This is a genomic window from Bacillus sp. AFS077874, assembly GCF_002566505.1.
Classification (GTDB): Bacteria; Bacillota; Bacilli; order Bacillales; family Bacillaceae_G; genus Gottfriedia.
Window position 1 is genome coordinate 67,084 of sequence record NZ_NUYF01000009.1, and the last position, 17,571, is coordinate 84,654.

At 34.1% G+C, this 17,571-nt stretch carries 17 protein-coding genes, 1 pseudogene and 2 other annotated features; of the genes and pseudogenes, 10 read left to right on the forward strand and 8 right to left on the reverse strand.

The genetic code is table 11. From position 1 onward, the window contains the following. Positions 1 to 55: 55 nt before the first annotated feature. Together COJ46_RS10695 and COJ46_RS10700 are read right to left on the reverse strand one after the other, a co-directional pair. A pseudogene (locus COJ46_RS10695) lies at positions 56 to 172 on the reverse strand (SDR family oxidoreductase); the annotation flags it as partial. A gap of 46 nt (positions 173 to 218) precedes the next feature. Next, positions 219 to 1,334, reverse strand: a complete 1,116-nt coding sequence (locus COJ46_RS10700) for an aminopeptidase (RefSeq protein ID WP_097979146.1) — start codon at positions 1,332 to 1,334, stop codon at positions 219 to 221. A 199-nt stretch (positions 1,335 to 1,533) separates the two neighbouring features. Between COJ46_RS10700 and COJ46_RS10705 the strand changes: the two genes are divergently transcribed. Next, positions 1,534 to 2,031 (forward strand): DUF948 domain-containing protein, encoded by a 498-nt coding sequence (locus COJ46_RS10705; protein ID WP_097979145.1) that lies wholly within the window; start codon positions 1,534 to 1,536, stop codon positions 2,029 to 2,031. Next, positions 1,997 to 2,326 carry a bacillithiol system redox-active protein YtxJ gene (gene ytxJ, locus COJ46_RS10710; protein ID WP_097979144.1) on the forward strand — a complete coding sequence of 110 codons (330 nt, stop codon included), beginning with the start codon at positions 1,997 to 1,999 and terminating at the stop codon, positions 2,324 to 2,326. Before COJ46_RS10705 ends, ytxJ begins: the two co-directional genes overlap by 35 nt. A gap of 193 nt (positions 2,327 to 2,519) precedes the next feature. Here ytxJ and COJ46_RS10715 read toward each other — a convergent pair whose 3' ends face one another. Continuing rightward, positions 2,520 to 2,909, reverse strand: a complete 390-nt coding sequence (locus tag COJ46_RS10715; RefSeq protein ID WP_025671366.1) for a rhodanese-like domain-containing protein — start codon at positions 2,907 to 2,909, stop codon at positions 2,520 to 2,522. A gap of 232 nt (positions 2,910 to 3,141) precedes the next feature. Between COJ46_RS10715 and COJ46_RS10720 the strand changes: the two genes are divergently transcribed. The 4 genes from COJ46_RS10720 (at position 3,142) to ccpA (ending at position 7,471) form a co-directional block, all read left to right on the forward strand. Further along, positions 3,142 to 4,092, forward strand: a complete 951-nt coding sequence (locus COJ46_RS10720; RefSeq protein WP_097979143.1) for an acetamidase/formamidase family protein — start codon at positions 3,142 to 3,144, stop codon at positions 4,090 to 4,092. Between the two features lie 32 nt (positions 4,093 to 4,124). Then, on the forward strand, positions 4,125 to 4,958 hold the full coding sequence (locus COJ46_RS10725) for an alpha/beta fold hydrolase (protein WP_097979142.1): 834 nt from the start codon (positions 4,125 to 4,127) through the stop codon (positions 4,956 to 4,958). A 184-nt stretch (positions 4,959 to 5,142) separates the two neighbouring features. Continuing rightward, entirely contained in the window at positions 5,143 to 6,213 is a 1,071-nt protein-coding gene (locus COJ46_RS10730) for a bifunctional 3-deoxy-7-phosphoheptulonate synthase/chorismate mutase (protein ID WP_097979141.1), read from the forward strand. Between the two features lie 259 nt (positions 6,214 to 6,472). Continuing rightward, complete coding sequence (gene ccpA / locus COJ46_RS10735) at positions 6,473 to 7,471, forward strand: catabolite control protein A (protein WP_097979140.1); 999 nt, start codon at positions 6,473 to 6,475, stop codon at positions 7,469 to 7,471. A 444-nt stretch (positions 7,472 to 7,915) separates the two neighbouring features. Here ccpA and COJ46_RS10740 read toward each other — a convergent pair whose 3' ends face one another. The 3 genes from COJ46_RS10740 to COJ46_RS10750 are packed head-to-tail and all read right to left on the reverse strand — an operon-like array spanning position 7,916 to position 10,397. Next, entirely contained in the window at positions 7,916 to 9,088 is a 1,173-nt protein-coding gene (locus COJ46_RS10740; protein ID WP_097979234.1) for an acetoin utilization protein AcuC, read from the reverse strand. Further along, on the reverse strand, positions 9,088 to 9,729 hold the full coding sequence (locus COJ46_RS10745) for an acetoin utilization AcuB family protein (protein WP_097979139.1): 642 nt from the start codon (positions 9,727 to 9,729) through the stop codon (positions 9,088 to 9,090). Before COJ46_RS10745 ends, COJ46_RS10740 begins: the two co-directional genes overlap by 1 nt. 35 nt (positions 9,730 to 9,764) lie before the next feature. Then, a complete protein-coding gene (locus COJ46_RS10750; RefSeq protein WP_097979138.1) occupies positions 9,765 to 10,397 on the reverse strand; it encodes a GNAT family N-acetyltransferase in 633 nt (210 codons plus the stop codon). Positions 10,398 to 10,576: 179 nt separating this feature from the next. On the opposite strand from COJ46_RS10750, the gene acsA reads away from it, so the two are divergent. Next, positions 10,577 to 12,295 (forward strand): acetate--CoA ligase, encoded by a 1,719-nt coding sequence (gene acsA, locus COJ46_RS10755; RefSeq protein WP_097979137.1) that lies wholly within the window; start codon positions 10,577 to 10,579, stop codon positions 12,293 to 12,295. Positions 12,296 to 12,339: 44 nt separating this feature from the next. Here the strand turns inward: acsA and COJ46_RS10760 are convergent, their stop codons facing one another. Further along, positions 12,340 to 13,065, reverse strand: coding sequence for a TPM domain-containing protein (locus COJ46_RS10760; RefSeq protein WP_098565914.1), 726 nt, complete (start codon positions 13,063 to 13,065; stop codon positions 12,340 to 12,342). Further along, positions 13,062 to 13,637, reverse strand: a complete 576-nt coding sequence (locus COJ46_RS10765; protein ID WP_069034636.1) for a LemA family protein — start codon at positions 13,635 to 13,637, stop codon at positions 13,062 to 13,064. Before COJ46_RS10765 ends, COJ46_RS10760 begins: the two co-directional genes overlap by 4 nt. 187 nt (positions 13,638 to 13,824) lie before the next feature. Continuing rightward, positions 13,825 to 14,056 (forward strand) — a binding site (T-box leader). A 66-nt stretch (positions 14,057 to 14,122) separates the two neighbouring features. Here COJ46_RS10765 and tyrS point away from each other — a divergent pair. From tyrS to nhaC, 3 genes are all read left to right on the forward strand, one after another. Then, positions 14,123 to 15,379, forward strand: a complete 1,257-nt coding sequence (tyrS, locus tag COJ46_RS10770) for a tyrosine--tRNA ligase (protein WP_097979135.1) — start codon at positions 14,123 to 14,125, stop codon at positions 15,377 to 15,379. 4 nt (positions 15,380 to 15,383) lie between these two features. Further along, positions 15,384 to 15,627, forward strand: a binding site (T-box leader). 53 nt (positions 15,628 to 15,680) lie between these two features. After that, positions 15,681 to 16,142 (forward strand): GNAT family N-acetyltransferase, encoded by a 462-nt coding sequence (locus COJ46_RS10775; protein WP_141437849.1) that lies wholly within the window; start codon positions 15,681 to 15,683, stop codon positions 16,140 to 16,142. A 19-nt stretch (positions 16,143 to 16,161) separates the two neighbouring features. After that, positions 16,162 to 17,541, forward strand: a complete 1,380-nt coding sequence (gene nhaC, locus COJ46_RS10780) for a Na+/H+ antiporter NhaC (RefSeq protein WP_097979133.1) — start codon at positions 16,162 to 16,164, stop codon at positions 17,539 to 17,541. Positions 17,542 to 17,571: the final 30 nt, after the last annotated feature.

The window sequence follows — 17,571 nt, forward strand, 5'->3', positions numbered from 1 at the left end:
GACTGGGAATCTCCCAGTCTTTTATTTTTGTATTAGAATTGTTGTCTCTTAATTTTTAAGTTTCAGTCATTATACCTCCATTTACATGAAGTACTTGGCCTGTTACAAAAGAGGAATCGTCAAAAGCAAGATATATATAGGTTGAGGCAAGTTCGAATGGTTGACCGGGACGTAGAAAAAAGAACACATAGCCTAGTATGTGTTCTTTATATTAAAAATTATTTTAAGTTTTCAGGGTTTAATCCTTTTAATTCTTCGATTACGAAAAGACCATCTTTACGGATTAAAACGTCATCGAAATAGATTTCTCCTCCACCGTATTCAGGGCGTTGGATACAAACCATATCCCAGTGGATATTTGAGTTGTTACCGTTGTAAGCTTCATCATAAGCTTGACCTGGTGTAAAGTGGAAGCTTCCATCGATTTTTTCATCGAATAAGATGTCTCCCATTGGATGTGAGATGTATGGATTTACACCAATTGCGAATTCACCGATAAAGCGTGCACCTTCATCTGTATCAAAGATTTTGTTGATACGCTCAGTGTCGTTAGCAGTTGCTTCAACAATTTTACCATCTTTGAATTTAAGTTGAACATTTTCAAATGTAAAACCATTGTTAGGAGATGGTGTGTTATATGAAAGTGTACCATTTACTGAATCACGAACTGGTGCTGTAAATACTTCACCATCAGGAATATTCATTTCACCAGCACATTTAATAGCTGGGATATCTTTAATTGAGAATGTAAGATCAGTTCCAGGACCTTTAATTTGAACTTTATCTGTACGGTTCATTAATTCAACAAGAGCATCCATTGCTTTGTCCATTTTACCGTAATCTAAATTACATACATTAAAATAGAAATCTTCAAATGCTTCAGTGCTCATTTTTGCTGATTGAGCCATTGAATCAGTTGGGTAACGTAGTACAACCCATTTAGTTTTTGGAACACGAATTGCTCTATGTACTTTTTGGCCTACAGTTTTACCATGGATTTTAGTTTTTTCGTCTGGTACATCAGAAAGTTCATTAATATTAACACCTGAACGTAAACCGATATAAGCATCCATATCTTTCATTACGTTTGCTTCGTATTCTGCTACTTTATTAAAGTGTTCTTCAGTAGCACCCATTAATAATGCGCGATCTACTTTATGATCTTTGATTGATACGAAAGGAAAACCACCAGCAGCATATGCTTCTTTAACTAAAGCTGTAACTAATTCAGTTTCTAGCTTAAAGTTTTCAATTAAGATTTTTTCTCCTGGTTGTAATTTTACTGAGTAATTGATTAAGTTTTTAGCTAATTTTGAAATACGTGGATCTTTCATTGAAAATTCCCTCCAATAATTATAACTATATACCTATTGTAAACTATTTAGTCAGTTTTGTTTACTAAAGTATTCTTTTTTTACTAAAGAATTTGAAAACTTGTTTTACGACTAGTTTAGTGTTTGGTAAAATTTGTAGTATAATACGAAATAAGTGATTAAATTTGTGGAAGGCTATGAAGGAAAGGGGTTTTTTCGAATGGATTTAATTTCTATTAGTGCATTAATCGCAGCAGTTGCATTTGTGATCTTAGTTGTATTTATTAGTCGTACTTTATTCCGACTAGAAAGGGTATTTAGAGGTGTAGAGTCTACTATTGCTGAAACACAAAAAGATTTACATAATGTTTGTGTTGAAGCCGTTCAATTAGTACATACTTCGAATCATTTAGCAAATGAGGCTAAAATTTTTGTGAATAATTCGAATGAACTTACGAAAGATATGCGAGAACGAGCAAAATCCCTTGATGTATTAGCTAAATCAGTCGAAGAAGTCGGAGTCACAATCTCAGAAATGAATGAAAAAGTACGTGATACTGCGAATAATGTATCGAATACTGTAAAAGTTAGTACTGAAAAAATGTCCCAAGTAGTAAATTGGGGAAATACAGCAATGGATTTATGGGAAAAGTACAAAACGAAGCGTGAGGGAAAAAAGAGAAATGGTAAATCGAATATCAACGATTCAACAGTTTGATGAACTAATTAACAACGATGAGAAATTTGTGTTTTTAAAGCATAGTACAACATGCCCAATTAGTCATGCAGCTTATACTGAATTTTTAGCATTTGCATCTGCATATGAGAATGTACCATTGTATTTTTTACAAGTTCAAGATGACAGAGAATTGTCTAACTATATTGCTGAGAAAACGGCAATCAAACATGAATCTCCTCAATTATTTATTTTTGAAAATGGAGAGGCAGTCTATAATACTTCTCATTTTTCAATTAAGAAAGATTCAATTGAAAATGCTTTATTAAAAAAATAAAAAAACTGCACCTTAAATCGTAACTTAAGGTGCAGTTTTTTTATGTTGTTTGAAAAATAAACAAAAAATTTGATGCTCAGACTGGTTGAAAACGGCTGCCTTTCGAGGCGCGAAGTGACCTTTGTCGGTAATGAGCACCGCTTTAGCAGGTGAAGCAACGAAGAAAGCGAGCGTTTGGCGGGCAGTCTGAGATTTATTCTACGTCAAAGCCAGCAGCTTTCCACGCAGCAGTACCACCATCGATATATGCAACATCAGTGAATCCCATTTTTTTAAGTAAATATGCTCCTAAAGATGCTTGGCCACCTGCACCACATGTAACAAGAACAGGGCGATTTCGATCTGCTAATTTCGGCTCACGTAAATGTTCTGGTAATTCTAAATCAGCACGGATTGGTAGCATTCCAAGTGAGATATTCAAACTGCTTGGTATTAATCCGCATGCACCTGCATCGGCTGCGTCTTGAACATCAATTACTAATGTTTCAGGATTAGCATTAATTTTTTCACGAGCATCTGCTGAACTGATTCCTTGTACATTGTCACGTGCCTCTGCAACCATTTGTTTAAAAGTAATTGCCATTATTACTCCTCCAGTATAATGAATTTAGAAATCCCTAAATTTGGAAATCTCATCTATAAAATACACCGAAAGTCTTATCCAATTCAAATTGGTGGAGCAAATCATATGATTTATAGGAAAAAAGTAATAAAAATTTAAAATTAAAACAAGGGGAATGAAGTTACGTGCAGAAATTATTTATAGTTAAATTATTTTTACATATTAAAATTGAGCGTTGAAAGAAGGAGTAATTATGCCAGAAACATATAAATTTAAAACATCAGATCAGCATTTGCACGCATCTTTTAATAATGAATATGAACCAATTCAAATCATTCGTTCTGGTGATTCGATTGAATTTGATACGATTGATATTGGGTGGGGTTATTCGAGTAAAAATGGAGAAAGAGTAAGATTCGAGTCAAGGGAGAAGGAAGAAGAATGGGGACATCCTATGATTGGTCCAATTTTTGTAGAAGGTGCTAAACCGGGGATGACACTTGAAATTAAAATAAACGAATTAAAAGCTGGCTGGTACGGCTGGAATTGTGCGGGTGGTAAAAAGAATTGGCAAAATAACGCATTAGGTATTTCTGAAGAATTAGAAGTAACTTTAAATTGGCTAATCAATGAAGAAAACAATACAGCAATGACTAAAATCAGAAATAAGGAAGTTTCGGTACCATTAGTACCATTTTTAGGAGTCCTAGGTACAGCGCCTTCTGAATCAGGTGTACATTCGACTATACCACCGAGATATTGTGGTGGAAATATCGACTGTAAAGAGTTGGTTGAAGGTAGTACATTGTATTTACCTATAGCCGTAGAAGGAGCGCTTTTTTCTGCAGGTGATGGACACGCTGCACAAGGAGATGGGGAAGTATCTGGTCAAGCGATCGAATCTCCATTTGATAAAGTGAATCTAACTCTTACATTAAAAGAGGACATGCAGATTAAAATGCCACGAGCTAACACACCAGCAGGGTGGCTTACTTTTGGCTTTGATGAAGACTTAAATATAGCAACTAAAACTGCATTAAATGGCATGGTCGAGTTAATTCAAGAGCTATATGCTATTGAAAAAACAGAGGCGGTTGCTTTAGCTAGCGTTTGTGTTGATTTGAGAATAACTCAAATTGTTAACCATGTTAAGGGTGTCCATGCAGTTTTGCCTCATAATATTAATATTACTTCAATTTATTAAAATGATAGATTTGAAAATTGGAGGTTAATAAAATGCCTTTTTGTACTTTAAATAATATTGACATAAACTATGAAATAAAGGGAGAAGGAAAACCAATCGTTATGATACATGGGTTTACTCCAGACTCTAGGTTAATGCAAGGTTGCATGGAACCGATTTTTACAGAGAAAAGCGGTTATAAAAGGATTTACTTTGACCTTCCAGGTATGGGTAAAACAAAGGGTGGAACAAACATTAATACGACAGATGATATGCTGAACATCGTCTTAAAATTTATTGATACAATCATACCGGGTCAATCATTTTTATTAGCCGGAGAATCTTACGGGGGATATTTAGCAAGAGGAATAATTGCTAATAGACCTGAAAAAGTCAAAGGTGCTGCATTTATTTGCCCAATGATTATTCCACAATTTGAGAAAAGATCGTTACCAAGCCATACCATAATAGTTGAAGATAATACTTTTTTAAATCAATTAAATGAACTTGAAGAAACTGATTTTCGTTCAAACAATGTAATTTTAGATGAGAAAACTTGGGTTCGCTATAAAAATGAAATTGTTAGCGGATGTTCAATCGCTGATCAGGAATTTTTATCTAAAATTAGGAATAACTACGGATTTTCATTTGAAATAGATAAAATTAAGTTCAAAGAACCAAGTCTATTTCTATTGGGATTACAAGACTCGGTCGTTGGATATAAAGACGCATTTACTATTCTTGAAAATTATCCAAGAGCATCATTTGCAATTTTAGATAAAGCTAGCCATAATCTTCAAATCGAACAAGAGAATCTATTCAACTCGCTAATCAATGAATGGTTAGACAGAGTATTAGAAGTAGAAGATGGACGTAGTATTACTTAAGATTACAAAGAAGAGTTACTTTGCTAACTCTTCTTTGTATTTTAATCTCGCAACTATTCCCAACGAGAATACAAAATATTCACTAAAAAAACATTTTTTTAAAATAATGCTCATGTTTTGATTAGCTTTCAATAAAGTGTCATAATAACAAATGAAATATTGGTATTTGCAAGGAGGATTTAATTTGACTAAAAATGATTTAGAACAACTTAGAATTGAAATAGACGAGATTAATCATCAAATATTTGAGTTATTAAATAAAAGAGGCGAAATCGCAAAGAAAATTGGTATAGCAAAAATTGATCAAGGCGTTAAACGTTATGATCCAGTTAGGGAACGTAAGATGCTAGATCATATTGCCGAAATCAATGAAGGTCCTTTTAGTACGGCTACCCTCCAACATATTTTTAAAGAAATTTTTAAAAGTAGCTTAGAGCTTCAAGAAGAAGACGATAAAAAAGTTCTTCTAGTTTCAAGAAAAAGAAAATCAGAAAACACAATCGTAAATGTAAATGGTGCTAATATTGGTGATGGAAGCCCAATTATTATTGCAGGCCCATGTGCTGTTGAGAGCTATGAACAAGTTGATTCTGTAGCGAAAGTGTTAAAGGAACAAGGAATAAAAATTATGCGTGGCGGTGCATTTAAACCACGTACTTCGCCTTATGACTTCCAAGGTCTAGGTGAAGAGGGTTTAAAGATTTTAAAAGAAGTTGGCCAAAACCATGGGTTGGCAATTATTAGTGAAATAGTAAGCCCAGAACATATTGAAATGGCATTAGATTATGTTGATATCATTCAAATCGGCGCAAGAAATATGCAGAACTTTGAATTACTAAAAGCAGCAGGTTCTGTAAATAAACCAATTTTATTAAAAAGAGGTTTATCAGCGACAATCGAAGAATTCATTTATGCAGCTGAATACATCATGTCAGAAGGCAATCAAGAAATTATTTTATGTGAACGTGGCATAAGAACTTATGAAAAAGCTACGAGAAATACATTAGATATAACAGCTGTTCCTATTTTAAAACAAGAAACACATTTACCAGTTTTAGTAGATGTTACTCATTCGACAGGTAGAAGAGACTTACTAATACCTGCAGCAAAAGCGGGACTAGCAATTGGAGCTGATGGTATTATGGCAGAGGTTCATCCAGATCCTGCTACTGCTTTAAGTGACTCATCTCAGCAAATGAATTTTGATCAATTTGACCAATTTATGTCTGAAGTTAATTCTTTCATAAATCGATAATCAACATAAAAGCGCTGGCTGAACAAAATCAGTCGGCGCTTTTTGAATAATTTGTGAACGTTTGTTTTAAATTAGCAATATATAGTGATAAACTACGAATAATTTACATTTTTTTCTAATAGGTGTATTGAACGAATATACGTTTCACTATAAGATAGAATGAAGCACTATTTTTGTGGAATATTACGTTTTATGACTATTTTACCTAAATAAAAAACAAACTACATAATAGATAGAATAAAATAGAGGAGTGATGAATATGACGGTTACGATTTATGATGTAGCACGTGAGGCAAACGTTTCCATGGCTACAGTTTCACGAGTAGTTAATGGTAATCCAAATGTTAAACCTACTACACGAAAAAAAGTAAACGAAGCGATCAGCCGTTTAGGATATAGACCTAATGCAGTAGCAAGAGGACTAGCAAGTAAAAAAACAACTACAGTTGGTGTAATTATTCCAGATATATCAAATACTTTTTATGCAGAACTAGCACGTGGTATTGAAGATATTGCAACAATGTATAAATACAATATTATCTTAAGTAACTCAGATGAGAATGTTGAGAAAGAAATTACATTAATAAATAATATGTTAGCAAAGCAAGTTGACGGAATTTTATTTATTGGTGGAACAATTACGGATATTCATCAAGAAGAGTACGAAAAGGCTGGCGTTCCAATCGTATTAGCGACTACATATGATGAAGCTAATAAAATCCCTTCAGTAAATATCGACTATGCTCAGGCGGCATTTGATGCAGTAGATTATTTAATTAAAAAAGGTCACCAAAAGGTAGCATTCGTAAACGGACCTACTGAAACGAATATTATCGGATTAAGTAAGTTAGAAGGATATAAACGTGCTTTACAAGAAAATGGAATCGAATTCGATGAAGAGTTAGTAACTTATGGTGATAATACGTATGAATCAGGTAGTGAAGCTTTTGAAGCTTTCCATGAGCGTAATATTATTCCGAGCGCGATTTTCGTAGCATCTGATGAAATGGCGATTGGTATAATCCATAGTGCCCAAGACCACGGAATATTAGTACCGAATAATCTTGAAGTTTTTGGTTTTGATAATACAAGGCTGGCATTAATGGTGCGTCCAAAATTATCATCTGTTGCTCAACCAATGTATGATATTGGTGCAGTTGCAATGAGATTATTAACGAAGTATATGAATAAAGAGACAGTGGAAGATCATACAGTCATTCTTCCGCATCATCTTCAAATTAGACAATCAACAAAGTAAATAATGAAAGTAGCTTAGAATTTTAGTGATTCTAGGCTACTTTTGTTTTTTATGCGGAACTTATCAAAAAATATGGAATAAACGTTGGGCTGCAAATAAACTTGGGTGGTCCGCAAATAAAGTAGAACTGCAAATAAAATCCGAGAATCGCAATTAAAAATAGCAAAACTGCAATTAAAATCCAAGAACCGCAAATAAAAATAGTAAAACAGCAAATAAAACTTTGTAAACTGCAAATAAATCAAAAGAATACATATACCCGTAATCGTATTTCACATCTTTATTAACAAGTTAATAGATAGTTTTTAGAATTAAACTAGCAAAGGTGCTCTGAATCTACTTAAAATCGAGCCGTAAATAAATCACAGTCTACTAATTCATAATCAAAAATCTACCAAAAATAATAAACGCCGTCGAGATACTCTCTCAGACGGCGCTTAGTATTTAAATAAAAGGTTTTTTTTGTTGAATGTGCAATGGCTCAAGTGCACGGTATAAGACTTGTTCGTTGTATTCCTCTATTTCCCTTTTCCTTGGAATAGGCTTTACGATTGATGGATTGTCAGTCCAAGTTGTAGGTAACTTAACATTAGCAATTTTCTGCCATTTTTCTAGCCAGCTATCCGGTATTAGGTTAGAAGTTGGTTGTTGATCTGTCATAGCTAGCCATACTTGTGACCAAGCTCTTGGTACTACTCTCCAGTAATCGTATCCTCCTCCGGCAACAGCAATCCATTTGCCATCGCAATATTTGTGAGCGATTTCGTGTGCGATTTTTGGGATTTCCTCAAATGTTTTCATTGTCGTACAAAGATGAGTTAATGGATCGTAACAATGCGAATCAGAGCCATTTTGGGTAAGGATTACATCTGGTTTGAAATATTGAGCTATATCGTTGATTGCTTTTTTATAGCTTAATAGAAATGATTCATCTTCGGTGAATGCATCAATTGGAATGTTAAATGAGTAACCGAAGCCTTTACCTTGTCCTCTTTCTGTTACCGCACCTGTACCTGGAAATAGATATCTACCAGTTTCATGGATTGAGAGTGTGCAAACAGTTGGGTCATCATAAAATGCCCACTGAACTCCGTCGCCATGGTGTGCGTCCGTATCTACATATAACACCTTTAAACCATATTTCTGTTGAATATATTTTATGGCGATTGCACAGTCATTATAAACACAAAAACCAGAGGCTTTTCGTTTAAAACCGTGATGTAGCCCACCACCTAAATTAAAAGCATGATTGGATTTTCCTTCTAGAACGGCATCTACTGCTGTTAAGGTGCCACCAACAATTAAAGAACTGGCCTCGTGCATATTTTTAAAAATGGGTGTATCTTCAGTTCCAAGTCCAAATTGTTCAGCGATATTTGCACTAACTGGTTCTCGACTTGCTTTTTTAACTTGTTCGATAAATTGTAAATCATGAAAAAGGAGCAGTTCGTCATCAGTTGCTAATCTTGGTGGAATAATATCGGCATCATTTAATAGATTACTAGATGTTAATAGTTCATAAACCAATTGAGAGCGAATCGGATTAAATGGATGCTTTTCGTTGAATTGATAGGCATGGTATTCTTCGCTATATACTAAGTATGCATCCTTTTTCATCATGATTCACTCGCTTCATTTGGCCAAAGAATTTTATATCCTTCAGTTTTTAAAGTTTGAATGATCGAAAGTGGATTCATCGTTTGAATTCTAAATACAAGAACCTTATGATCTACATCTTTTGCAGGGTAAACAAGGACACTTACAATATTAATATTTTCTTTTGAAAATACGTTAACAACGTCACTTAAAATGCCTGGATGATCATGGACTAATATTTCTATTTGAGAGCTAGGTTGATATGCACCTGTTAAAGTTACTAGAGTGTGTAATACATCAATTTCGGTCACAATTCCTATTAATTTTCCGCTAGATACGACAGGTAAACAGCCTATTTTATATTGATAGAAATAAGTTGCTACTTCTTCAACGAAGTCAATTGGACTGCAAGTAATGACATTAGTCGTCATAATTTTTTCAACAGGAACCTCAAGTACAGATGAAAATGCTTGTGGAAAAAGTGTTGAAGGTAAAGCATCGCGTACATCTCGATCAGAAATGATTCCAACCACTTGATTATCTCCATTAACGATTGGAATATGACGTACATTACCTGTTCGAAAGTTGGTTACTGCATCACCGATTGTATTTTCTTTTTTAAAAGTAATGTTTGAACTGCGCATAATATCTTGAATAAGCATTATTTTGAATCCTACCTTTCGAGATTAAAGTTCAATTAGTACATATATCTTTGTAAAAAGCGTAGTGCGTCAAATGCTTGAATTTCTTCAGTTGTTACTCGTTTCCCCATTCTTACCATTAAACAGTTAGCTGGATGGGAACAGATTTCAGGATCATCAGTTGCAAATTGGATGAGTCCACCGGCATTCATCATTTTTTCCATCATTTTTCGATATTCCCATACATTTAAACCAGTACCTTTTAAATCCCAATGCCAATAATACTCTGTTGTGATAATGATATAGTCTTCCATTGCATCATCTAGCATTGAGAGATTTAACATATTTTTAGCAACTGAAAAACCGCGGAATTCAGGTATTACCTCAATTGCTCCAAGCTCGATTAAATTTTCTAGAGTTGTTTTTGACCATCGTTCAAGTGGGTCTGGATATAAATAAGTTACGTAACCTACTATTGTTTGATTAAGTCTAGCAATAATAATTCTAGCTTCAGGTAGACTAGCGATTTCAACAATTGCTTTATGTTGCTGTGCTGGTTGTCTAAAAGATGTTAAATTTTCATGAAAATGATATGTTTCAAGTAAGGCAGATTCGACCGGTCCCTCTATAATTAATTCACCATGCACAGTTTGGATTGTTTTTGAAAAATATTTTTTTGGGTGATCCAATATTTCTCACTCCCTTTAGAAAACACCTTTTTAATAATCATACTAAAAAATGCAGGAAAGACATACAGGAAAAAAACAGTATGTGTCTAATACATATAAATGAGTAATTTATTAAAAATACTGAAAATTAAATCTTATCATTGTATAATGATAGTAGAGAATATCAAGGAGGGATTTATATGAAGGTGGAAGCGCTTCCTGTAAAAAACGGACAATTTAATTTAAAAAACTATGATGAAACTTATAAAAATTTTAAGTGGGAAGATGTAGAAAAAGAGTTTTCTTGGTATACAACACAAAAGTATAATATGGCTTTTGAAGCGATCGATCGTCATGCAAATTCTGATCGAAAAGATAAAGTTGCTTTGTATTACAAAGATGATAAGCGAAATGAAAAATATACGTTTGAAGAAATGAAAAATAATTCAAATAAGGCTGCAAATGTTTTAAAACAATTCGGTGACGTTGAAAAGGGTGATCGAGTATTTATTTTCATGCCTCGTCAACCAGAATTGTATTTTGCACTTTTAGGAGCTTTAAAATTAGGTGCTATTGTTGGCCCTTTATTTGAAGCATTTATGGAAGGCGCTGTTAAGGATCGTTTAGAGGATAGTGAGGCAAAGGTATTAGTCACAACGCCAGAATTATTATCGCGTGTTCCAGTTAATGATCTACCTGCGTTAAAAACAATCTTCCTTATAGGTGATGACGTTGAGGAAGGCGGTAAATTTGTAGATTTTAAAGCTCGTTATAAAGAGGCGAAAGCAGATTTTGAGCTTACATGGTTAAATCGTCATGATGGTTTAATTTTACATTATACTTCTGGGTCAACTGGAAAACCAAAAGGTGTACTTCACGTTCAACAAGCGATGATTCAACACTATCAAACTGGTAAATGGGTGACGGATCTTCAAAACGATGATGTATATTGGTGTACAGCAGATCCAGGTTGGGTAACTGGAACTTCATACGGTATTTTTGGACCTTGGTTAAATGGTGCTTCTAACGTGATATTAGGAGGGCGTTTCAGTCCAGATGCTTGGTATGAAACAATTCAAGAATTCGGCGTTACGGTTTGGTATAGTGCTCCGACAGCGTTCCGTATGCTTATGGGTTCAGGGGAAGACATTATTAAGAAGTATGATTTAAGTTCACTTCGACATATTTTAAGTGTTGGTGAGCCTTTAAATCCAGAGGTAGTTCGTTGGGGAGCAAAAGTATTTAATTTACGAATCCATGATAATTGGTGGATGACGGAAACTGGAGCTTCATTAATTTGTAACTATCCATGTATGCCAATTCGTCCAGGTTCAATGGGTAAACCATTCCCTGGAATTGAGGCAGCTATTGTTGATAATAACGGTAATGAAGTTGCACCATATACGATGGGAAATCTAGCAATTAAAAAGGGTTGGCCATCGATGATGAACACAATTTGGAATAATGAAGCAAAATACCAATCATATTTCTTAAACGATGAGTGGTATGTTTCAGGTGACTCAGCTTATATGGATGAGGATGGATATTTCTGGTTCCAAGGTCGAGTAGACGATGTAATTATGACTTCTGGTGAGAGAGTAGGTCCATTTGAAGTAGAAAGTAAGCTTGTCGAGCATCCTGCAATTGCAGAAGCTGGTGTAATCGGTATACCAGATCCTGTAAGAGGTGAGATTATTAAAGCATTTGTTGCACTAAGAGATGGTTATGTTGCTTCAGATGAATTGAAAGAAGAAATCCGTACCTTTGTAAAACTAGGACTAGCAGCTCATGCAGCACCTAGACAAATTGAATTCCGTGATAAATTACCAAAAACTCGAAGCGGAAAAATTATGCGAAGAGTATTAAAAGCATGGGAGTTAGACCTTCCAACTGGTGATTTATCAACGATGGAAGATTAATAACAAAAAACCATTGGAAATAATCCAATGGTTTTTTTGTTGTTCTAAAATTTTCGATCGGAGCCACCACCGCCGGAGCTTCCTCCGCCACCGCCTCTTGGACCACCGCCACCTGATGAGTTTAATAGTGCAGGTAATAAATTTAAAATGAAATAAGTAAGTACACCATTAAAGAACATCATATCAATGATGATGACCGCAATTACAATCGCAATGATGATGAATACTTTTAAAGTGGCCCATAAATTACTTGTCTTAGAATGACCAGTTTGTTCAGAGCCATTTACAATAACATTATATAGAGATTTATATGTGTTTGTTAATGCAAGGGATTCTTCACCTTTTTTCAAATATGGAATAGCGCTCTGGTCCAAAATGTTACCAGATCTAATATCTGTTACAACTCCTTCTAAACCATATCCAACTTCGATTCTTATTTGTCTGTCTTTTTTAGCATATAACAAAAGAACACCATTATTTTTCTCTTTATTACCTAAACCATATTTACGAAATGCTGTATTAGCATATTCTTTAATATCGTTTCCTTCCAGACTTGGGATTGTTAATACTGCAAGTTGAGCAGAGGTAGTGTCTTCTAATTTTTTCCCTAATTGAATTAGAGTTTGTGTATCTTCTCTGTTAAGAACATTTGCATAATCTTGTACATAAATGTCTCCTACTTGAGAAGGTACTTTAATTTCAGCATTTGCTCCTGTAGCAAATGAAAAAAGAAATCCTATTAGGAATATTGATGAGAGAAATTTTCTCATTTATTACCATCGCCACTAAAGTCAACCTCAGGTGTAGCTTTATCTTTTTCAGATACTTCAAAGTAATCCTTCTTCTCAAATCCAAAAGGTCCAGCTACTAGTACACCCGGGAATTTTTTGATTTTTTGGTTGTAAACCGTTACTGCATCATTATAATCTTTACGCGCAATAGCTAATCGATTTTCAGTTCCTTCTAGGCTATCCATTAATGCTTGGAAGTTTTGATTTGATTTTAAATCAGGATAGTTTTCAACCACTACTAATAAACGGCTTAGCGCTCCAGACAATTCTGCGTCAGCTTTACTTTTATCAGCAGTCGTTTGAGCACCAGCTAATTTTGCGCGTGCATCTGTTACTGAAGCAATCACATCTTTCTCTTGTGTAGCATATCCTTTTACTGTATTTACTAAGTTTGGTATTAAATCTGAACGACGTTTTAGTTGGTTATCAACTTGTGACATTTTATTTGTTACATTTTCTTCCTGAGTCACAAAGCTATTATAGCTTCCTACACCCATAAAGATTAGAACGACTACAATAATTAAAGCAATCCATATTCCTTTATTCTTCAAGAAAAAACACTCCATTTCCAAAATATGTATTTTTAAAGATGTTAGTATTAATATTTAACCATATTATTTGATATAAAGCATTTTTATTTAAATATTGAATGACAATTTAAATAAAATTAATAAAAATTTAATTATCTATTTGACTTAAACGATTTATTTGTGATATAAATGTTTCATAACATTTTAATAGTGAGCGTTGAAAGGCTTAGTAGTGTGAATGGTATTGGATCAGAGAGCTAATGGTTGGTGAGAATTAGCACAGACATTGACATGAATTACACCCTGGAGCATTCTTTTTCGAAATTTGTTTAAAGCAAATTAGGATTAGAACGGTTAACAGCCGTTAATTGTATGAGAGGTAGCTAGTTTTATTAGCTACAACTAGGGTGGTACCGCGATTATAATTATTCGTCCCTACTGTTTATCAGTAGGGACTTTTTGTTTTGTTTAAACGACGTATAGAGCATAGAAGGGGTGGGCTAAAAATGGAAAATATCTTACAAGATTTAGAATTTCGTGGATTAATTAATCAAATGACAGATGAAGAAGGTTTACAAAAATTATTAAGCGAAGAATCTGTTTCATTATATTGTGGTTTTGACCCAACTGGTGATAGCTTACACATTGGTCACTTATTACCAGTGTTAATGTTAAAGAGATTTCAAGTTGCAGGTCATAAACCAATTGGTTTAGTAGGTGGAGCAACTGGAATGATCGGTGATCCAAGTGGTAAGAAGGCAGAACGTACATTAAATACTGCTGATACAGTAAAAATGTTCAGTGAACGAATTCGTACACAATTATTACCATTTTTAAACTTCGAAGGTGAAAATGCTGCTAAAGTAGTTAATAACTTTGATTGGACAGGCGAATTAGATGTTATTACATTCTTACGTGACATCGGTAAAAACTTCGGATTAAACTACATGCTAGCTAAAGATTCAGTTGCATCTCGATTAGAGGCAGGTATTTCATTTACTGAATTTAGTTACATGATTTTACAATCATATGATTTCTTAAAATTATACCAAGACCATAACTGTAAATTACAAATTGGTGGTAGTGACCAATGGGGTAATATTACAGCGGGTATGGAATTAATCCGTAAGACAGAAGAAGATTCAAAAGCTTTTGGTCTTACAGTACCTTTAGTAACAAAAGCTGATGGTTCTAAATTTGGTAAAACAGAAGGCGGAGCAGTTTGGTTAGACCCTGAAAAAACAACTCCATACGAATTCTACCAATTCTGGATTAATACAGATGACCGTGATGTAGTTAAATACTTGAAATACTTTACTTTCTTAACGAAAGAAGAAATTTTAGAGCTTGAAAAACAATTTAATGAAGCGCCTGAACAACGTGTTGCTCAAAAAGCATTAGCTGCTGAAGTAACGAAACTTGTTCACGGTGAAGCAGCTCTTGATCAAGCGATTAAAATTACAGAAGCACTATTTAGTGGATCTGTAAAAGAATTAACGGCTGCTGAAATCAAACAAGGTTTTAAAGACGTACCTTCATTTAATTTAAGTGAAGCAGAAAAAGGATTAGTAGACTTACTAGTTGAAGCAAAAATTTCTCCATCAAAACGTCAAGCACGTGAAGATGTACAAAACGGTGCGGTTTATGTAAATGGAGATCGTATACAGGACGTTGCAACTGTCTTAACTAAACAAGATGCAATAGAAGAGCAATTTATTATTATCCGTCGTGGTAAGAAGAAATACCACTTGGTTACATTATAATATTGAACAAACAGTGAACGAAAAAGCAGTAGTTTGATTGGTAGTAGTTCAGAGAGCGAGTGGTTGGTGAAAACTCGTCTACACAATCAAATGAATTACATTTCGGGAGTTTTCTTTTCGTAGTTAGTTGATCTAATGAAGGGAAGAACGTAAATCTACGTTACAGATTCGAGTGATAAGGAATTTTTCTTTTATAAGTATTTATTTCTTATAACTAGGGTGGTAACGCGATCGAGGTCGTCCCTATATTTTATAGGGGGGCCTCGATTTTTTATTGGCTTTTTTTGAAAGGGTGAAAATTATGGAGATAGTTGCAACGAAAGATTACAGAATATTGGCGAAACTTAACGAAGGTGTTCAAAACCTACATGCTGATTTATTTCCAGAGTTTTTTAAAGTTCATAATTCGGCTGAAATAACTGAGTTTTTCAAGAGTGTAGTTGATAAACCAGAGCATCATTTTTTCGTCGTTAAAGATGTCGAAGAATTAGTCGGTTATGCTTGGATTGAAATAAAAAATATACCTGAAGGACCGATAAAAAAGGCTTTTCGATTAGGGTATGTTCATCAGATAAGTATTAATGAAGAAAAAAGAAATAAGGGGTACGGTTCATTCTTAATCCATAAAATTGCTTCTTTTGCTCGTGAGAATAATCTTTCTAGAATTGAGCTAGATTACTGGATCGACAATAAAAATGCAAGAAGCTTTTATGAGAAACTTGGGTTCGTAAAGTTTCGTGAACACGTATATATGGATGTATAAATAAGGGAGAGTATATAAAATGAAAAATATTGAATTAGGTGCGTTAATCGTACTGTTTGCAGTTATTATGTCTAGTTGTCTAGTTATATTAAAATCAGATCCACAAATTCCGCTTCTTTTATGTGTGGTTTGTTTAGCTGTATTTGGATTATTTAAAGGATTTAAATGGGAACAGATTGAAAATGGGATGAAAAAGGGTATTCAAAATGGGTTGTCTCCTACATTAATCTTAATGATGATCGGTCTATTAATCGGTTCTTGGATGCTAAGTGGTACGGTACCAACTTTATTATTTTACGGAATTTCTGTTCTTTCAGCTAAGTGGTTTGCGATCAGTGCAATTTTTATTACAATCATCGTTGCTAGTTTTACAGGTAGTACATTTACAACAATTGCTACAGTCGGTGTAGCGTTGATGGGAATCGCTCATATTATGGGGATTCCACCAGCAATTGCAGCAGGTGCAATTATTAGTGGAGCGTGTTTTGGTGATAAAATGTCACCAATCTCAGATACAACGAATTTCGTTCCAAGTATTTTAGGAATAAAGGTTAATGAACATATTCGACACATGGCATATACAACAATTCCAGCATTAATTGTTACAGTTATTTTATTTTTAATCATCGGTATGGGTCATGGAAATACAGATATGGCGCAGGTTACAGAAATGAAAAAAGCAATTTCATCTAGCTTTGAAGTGAATCCGTTATTATTAATCCCATGTTTAATTGTTTTTATTATGGCATTTAGAGGTTTTTCAACTTTACCAACAATGTCGGCGGGTATTGTTAGTTCATTAGTTTTAGCATTTTTCATTCAAAAGGATCTTACACTTGCAAAAGTGTTTACAACATTACAAAATGGATTCCAAACGGATACAGGAAATGAAATGCTTAATTCGATTGTTAACCGTGGAGGATTACAATCGATGATGTGGTCCGTGTCATTAATTTTTATTGCACTTGCTTTAGGCGGATTATTACAAGAGCTACGTGTATTCGAGACATTAATACAGTCATTATCTAATTTGAAACGTAAAGGGAATATTGTTATTGCAAGTACATTATCTGCAATGAGTGTAAATCTTTTAACAGGTGAACAATACTTATCAATTCTACTTCCTGGGCAATTATTAAAGGATGTATTTATCAAAAAAAATATTCCACTTAAAAACTTATCACGTGCATTAGAAGATGGAGGAACTCTTTTTAATCCAATCGTTCCTTGGAGTGTAAGTGGAGCATTTTTCGCTTCAACATTAGGAGTACCTGTTATTGATTACTTACCGTTTTCATTCGTATTATTTATTACACCATTATTCAGTATGTTAGCCGCTTTATTGGGTAAAGGATTAGAAGTTGAAAATAAAGGTGAAAGTTCAAGAAAAGTCGCATAAACAAATTATTTCTACGTAAACTAGTTTTTG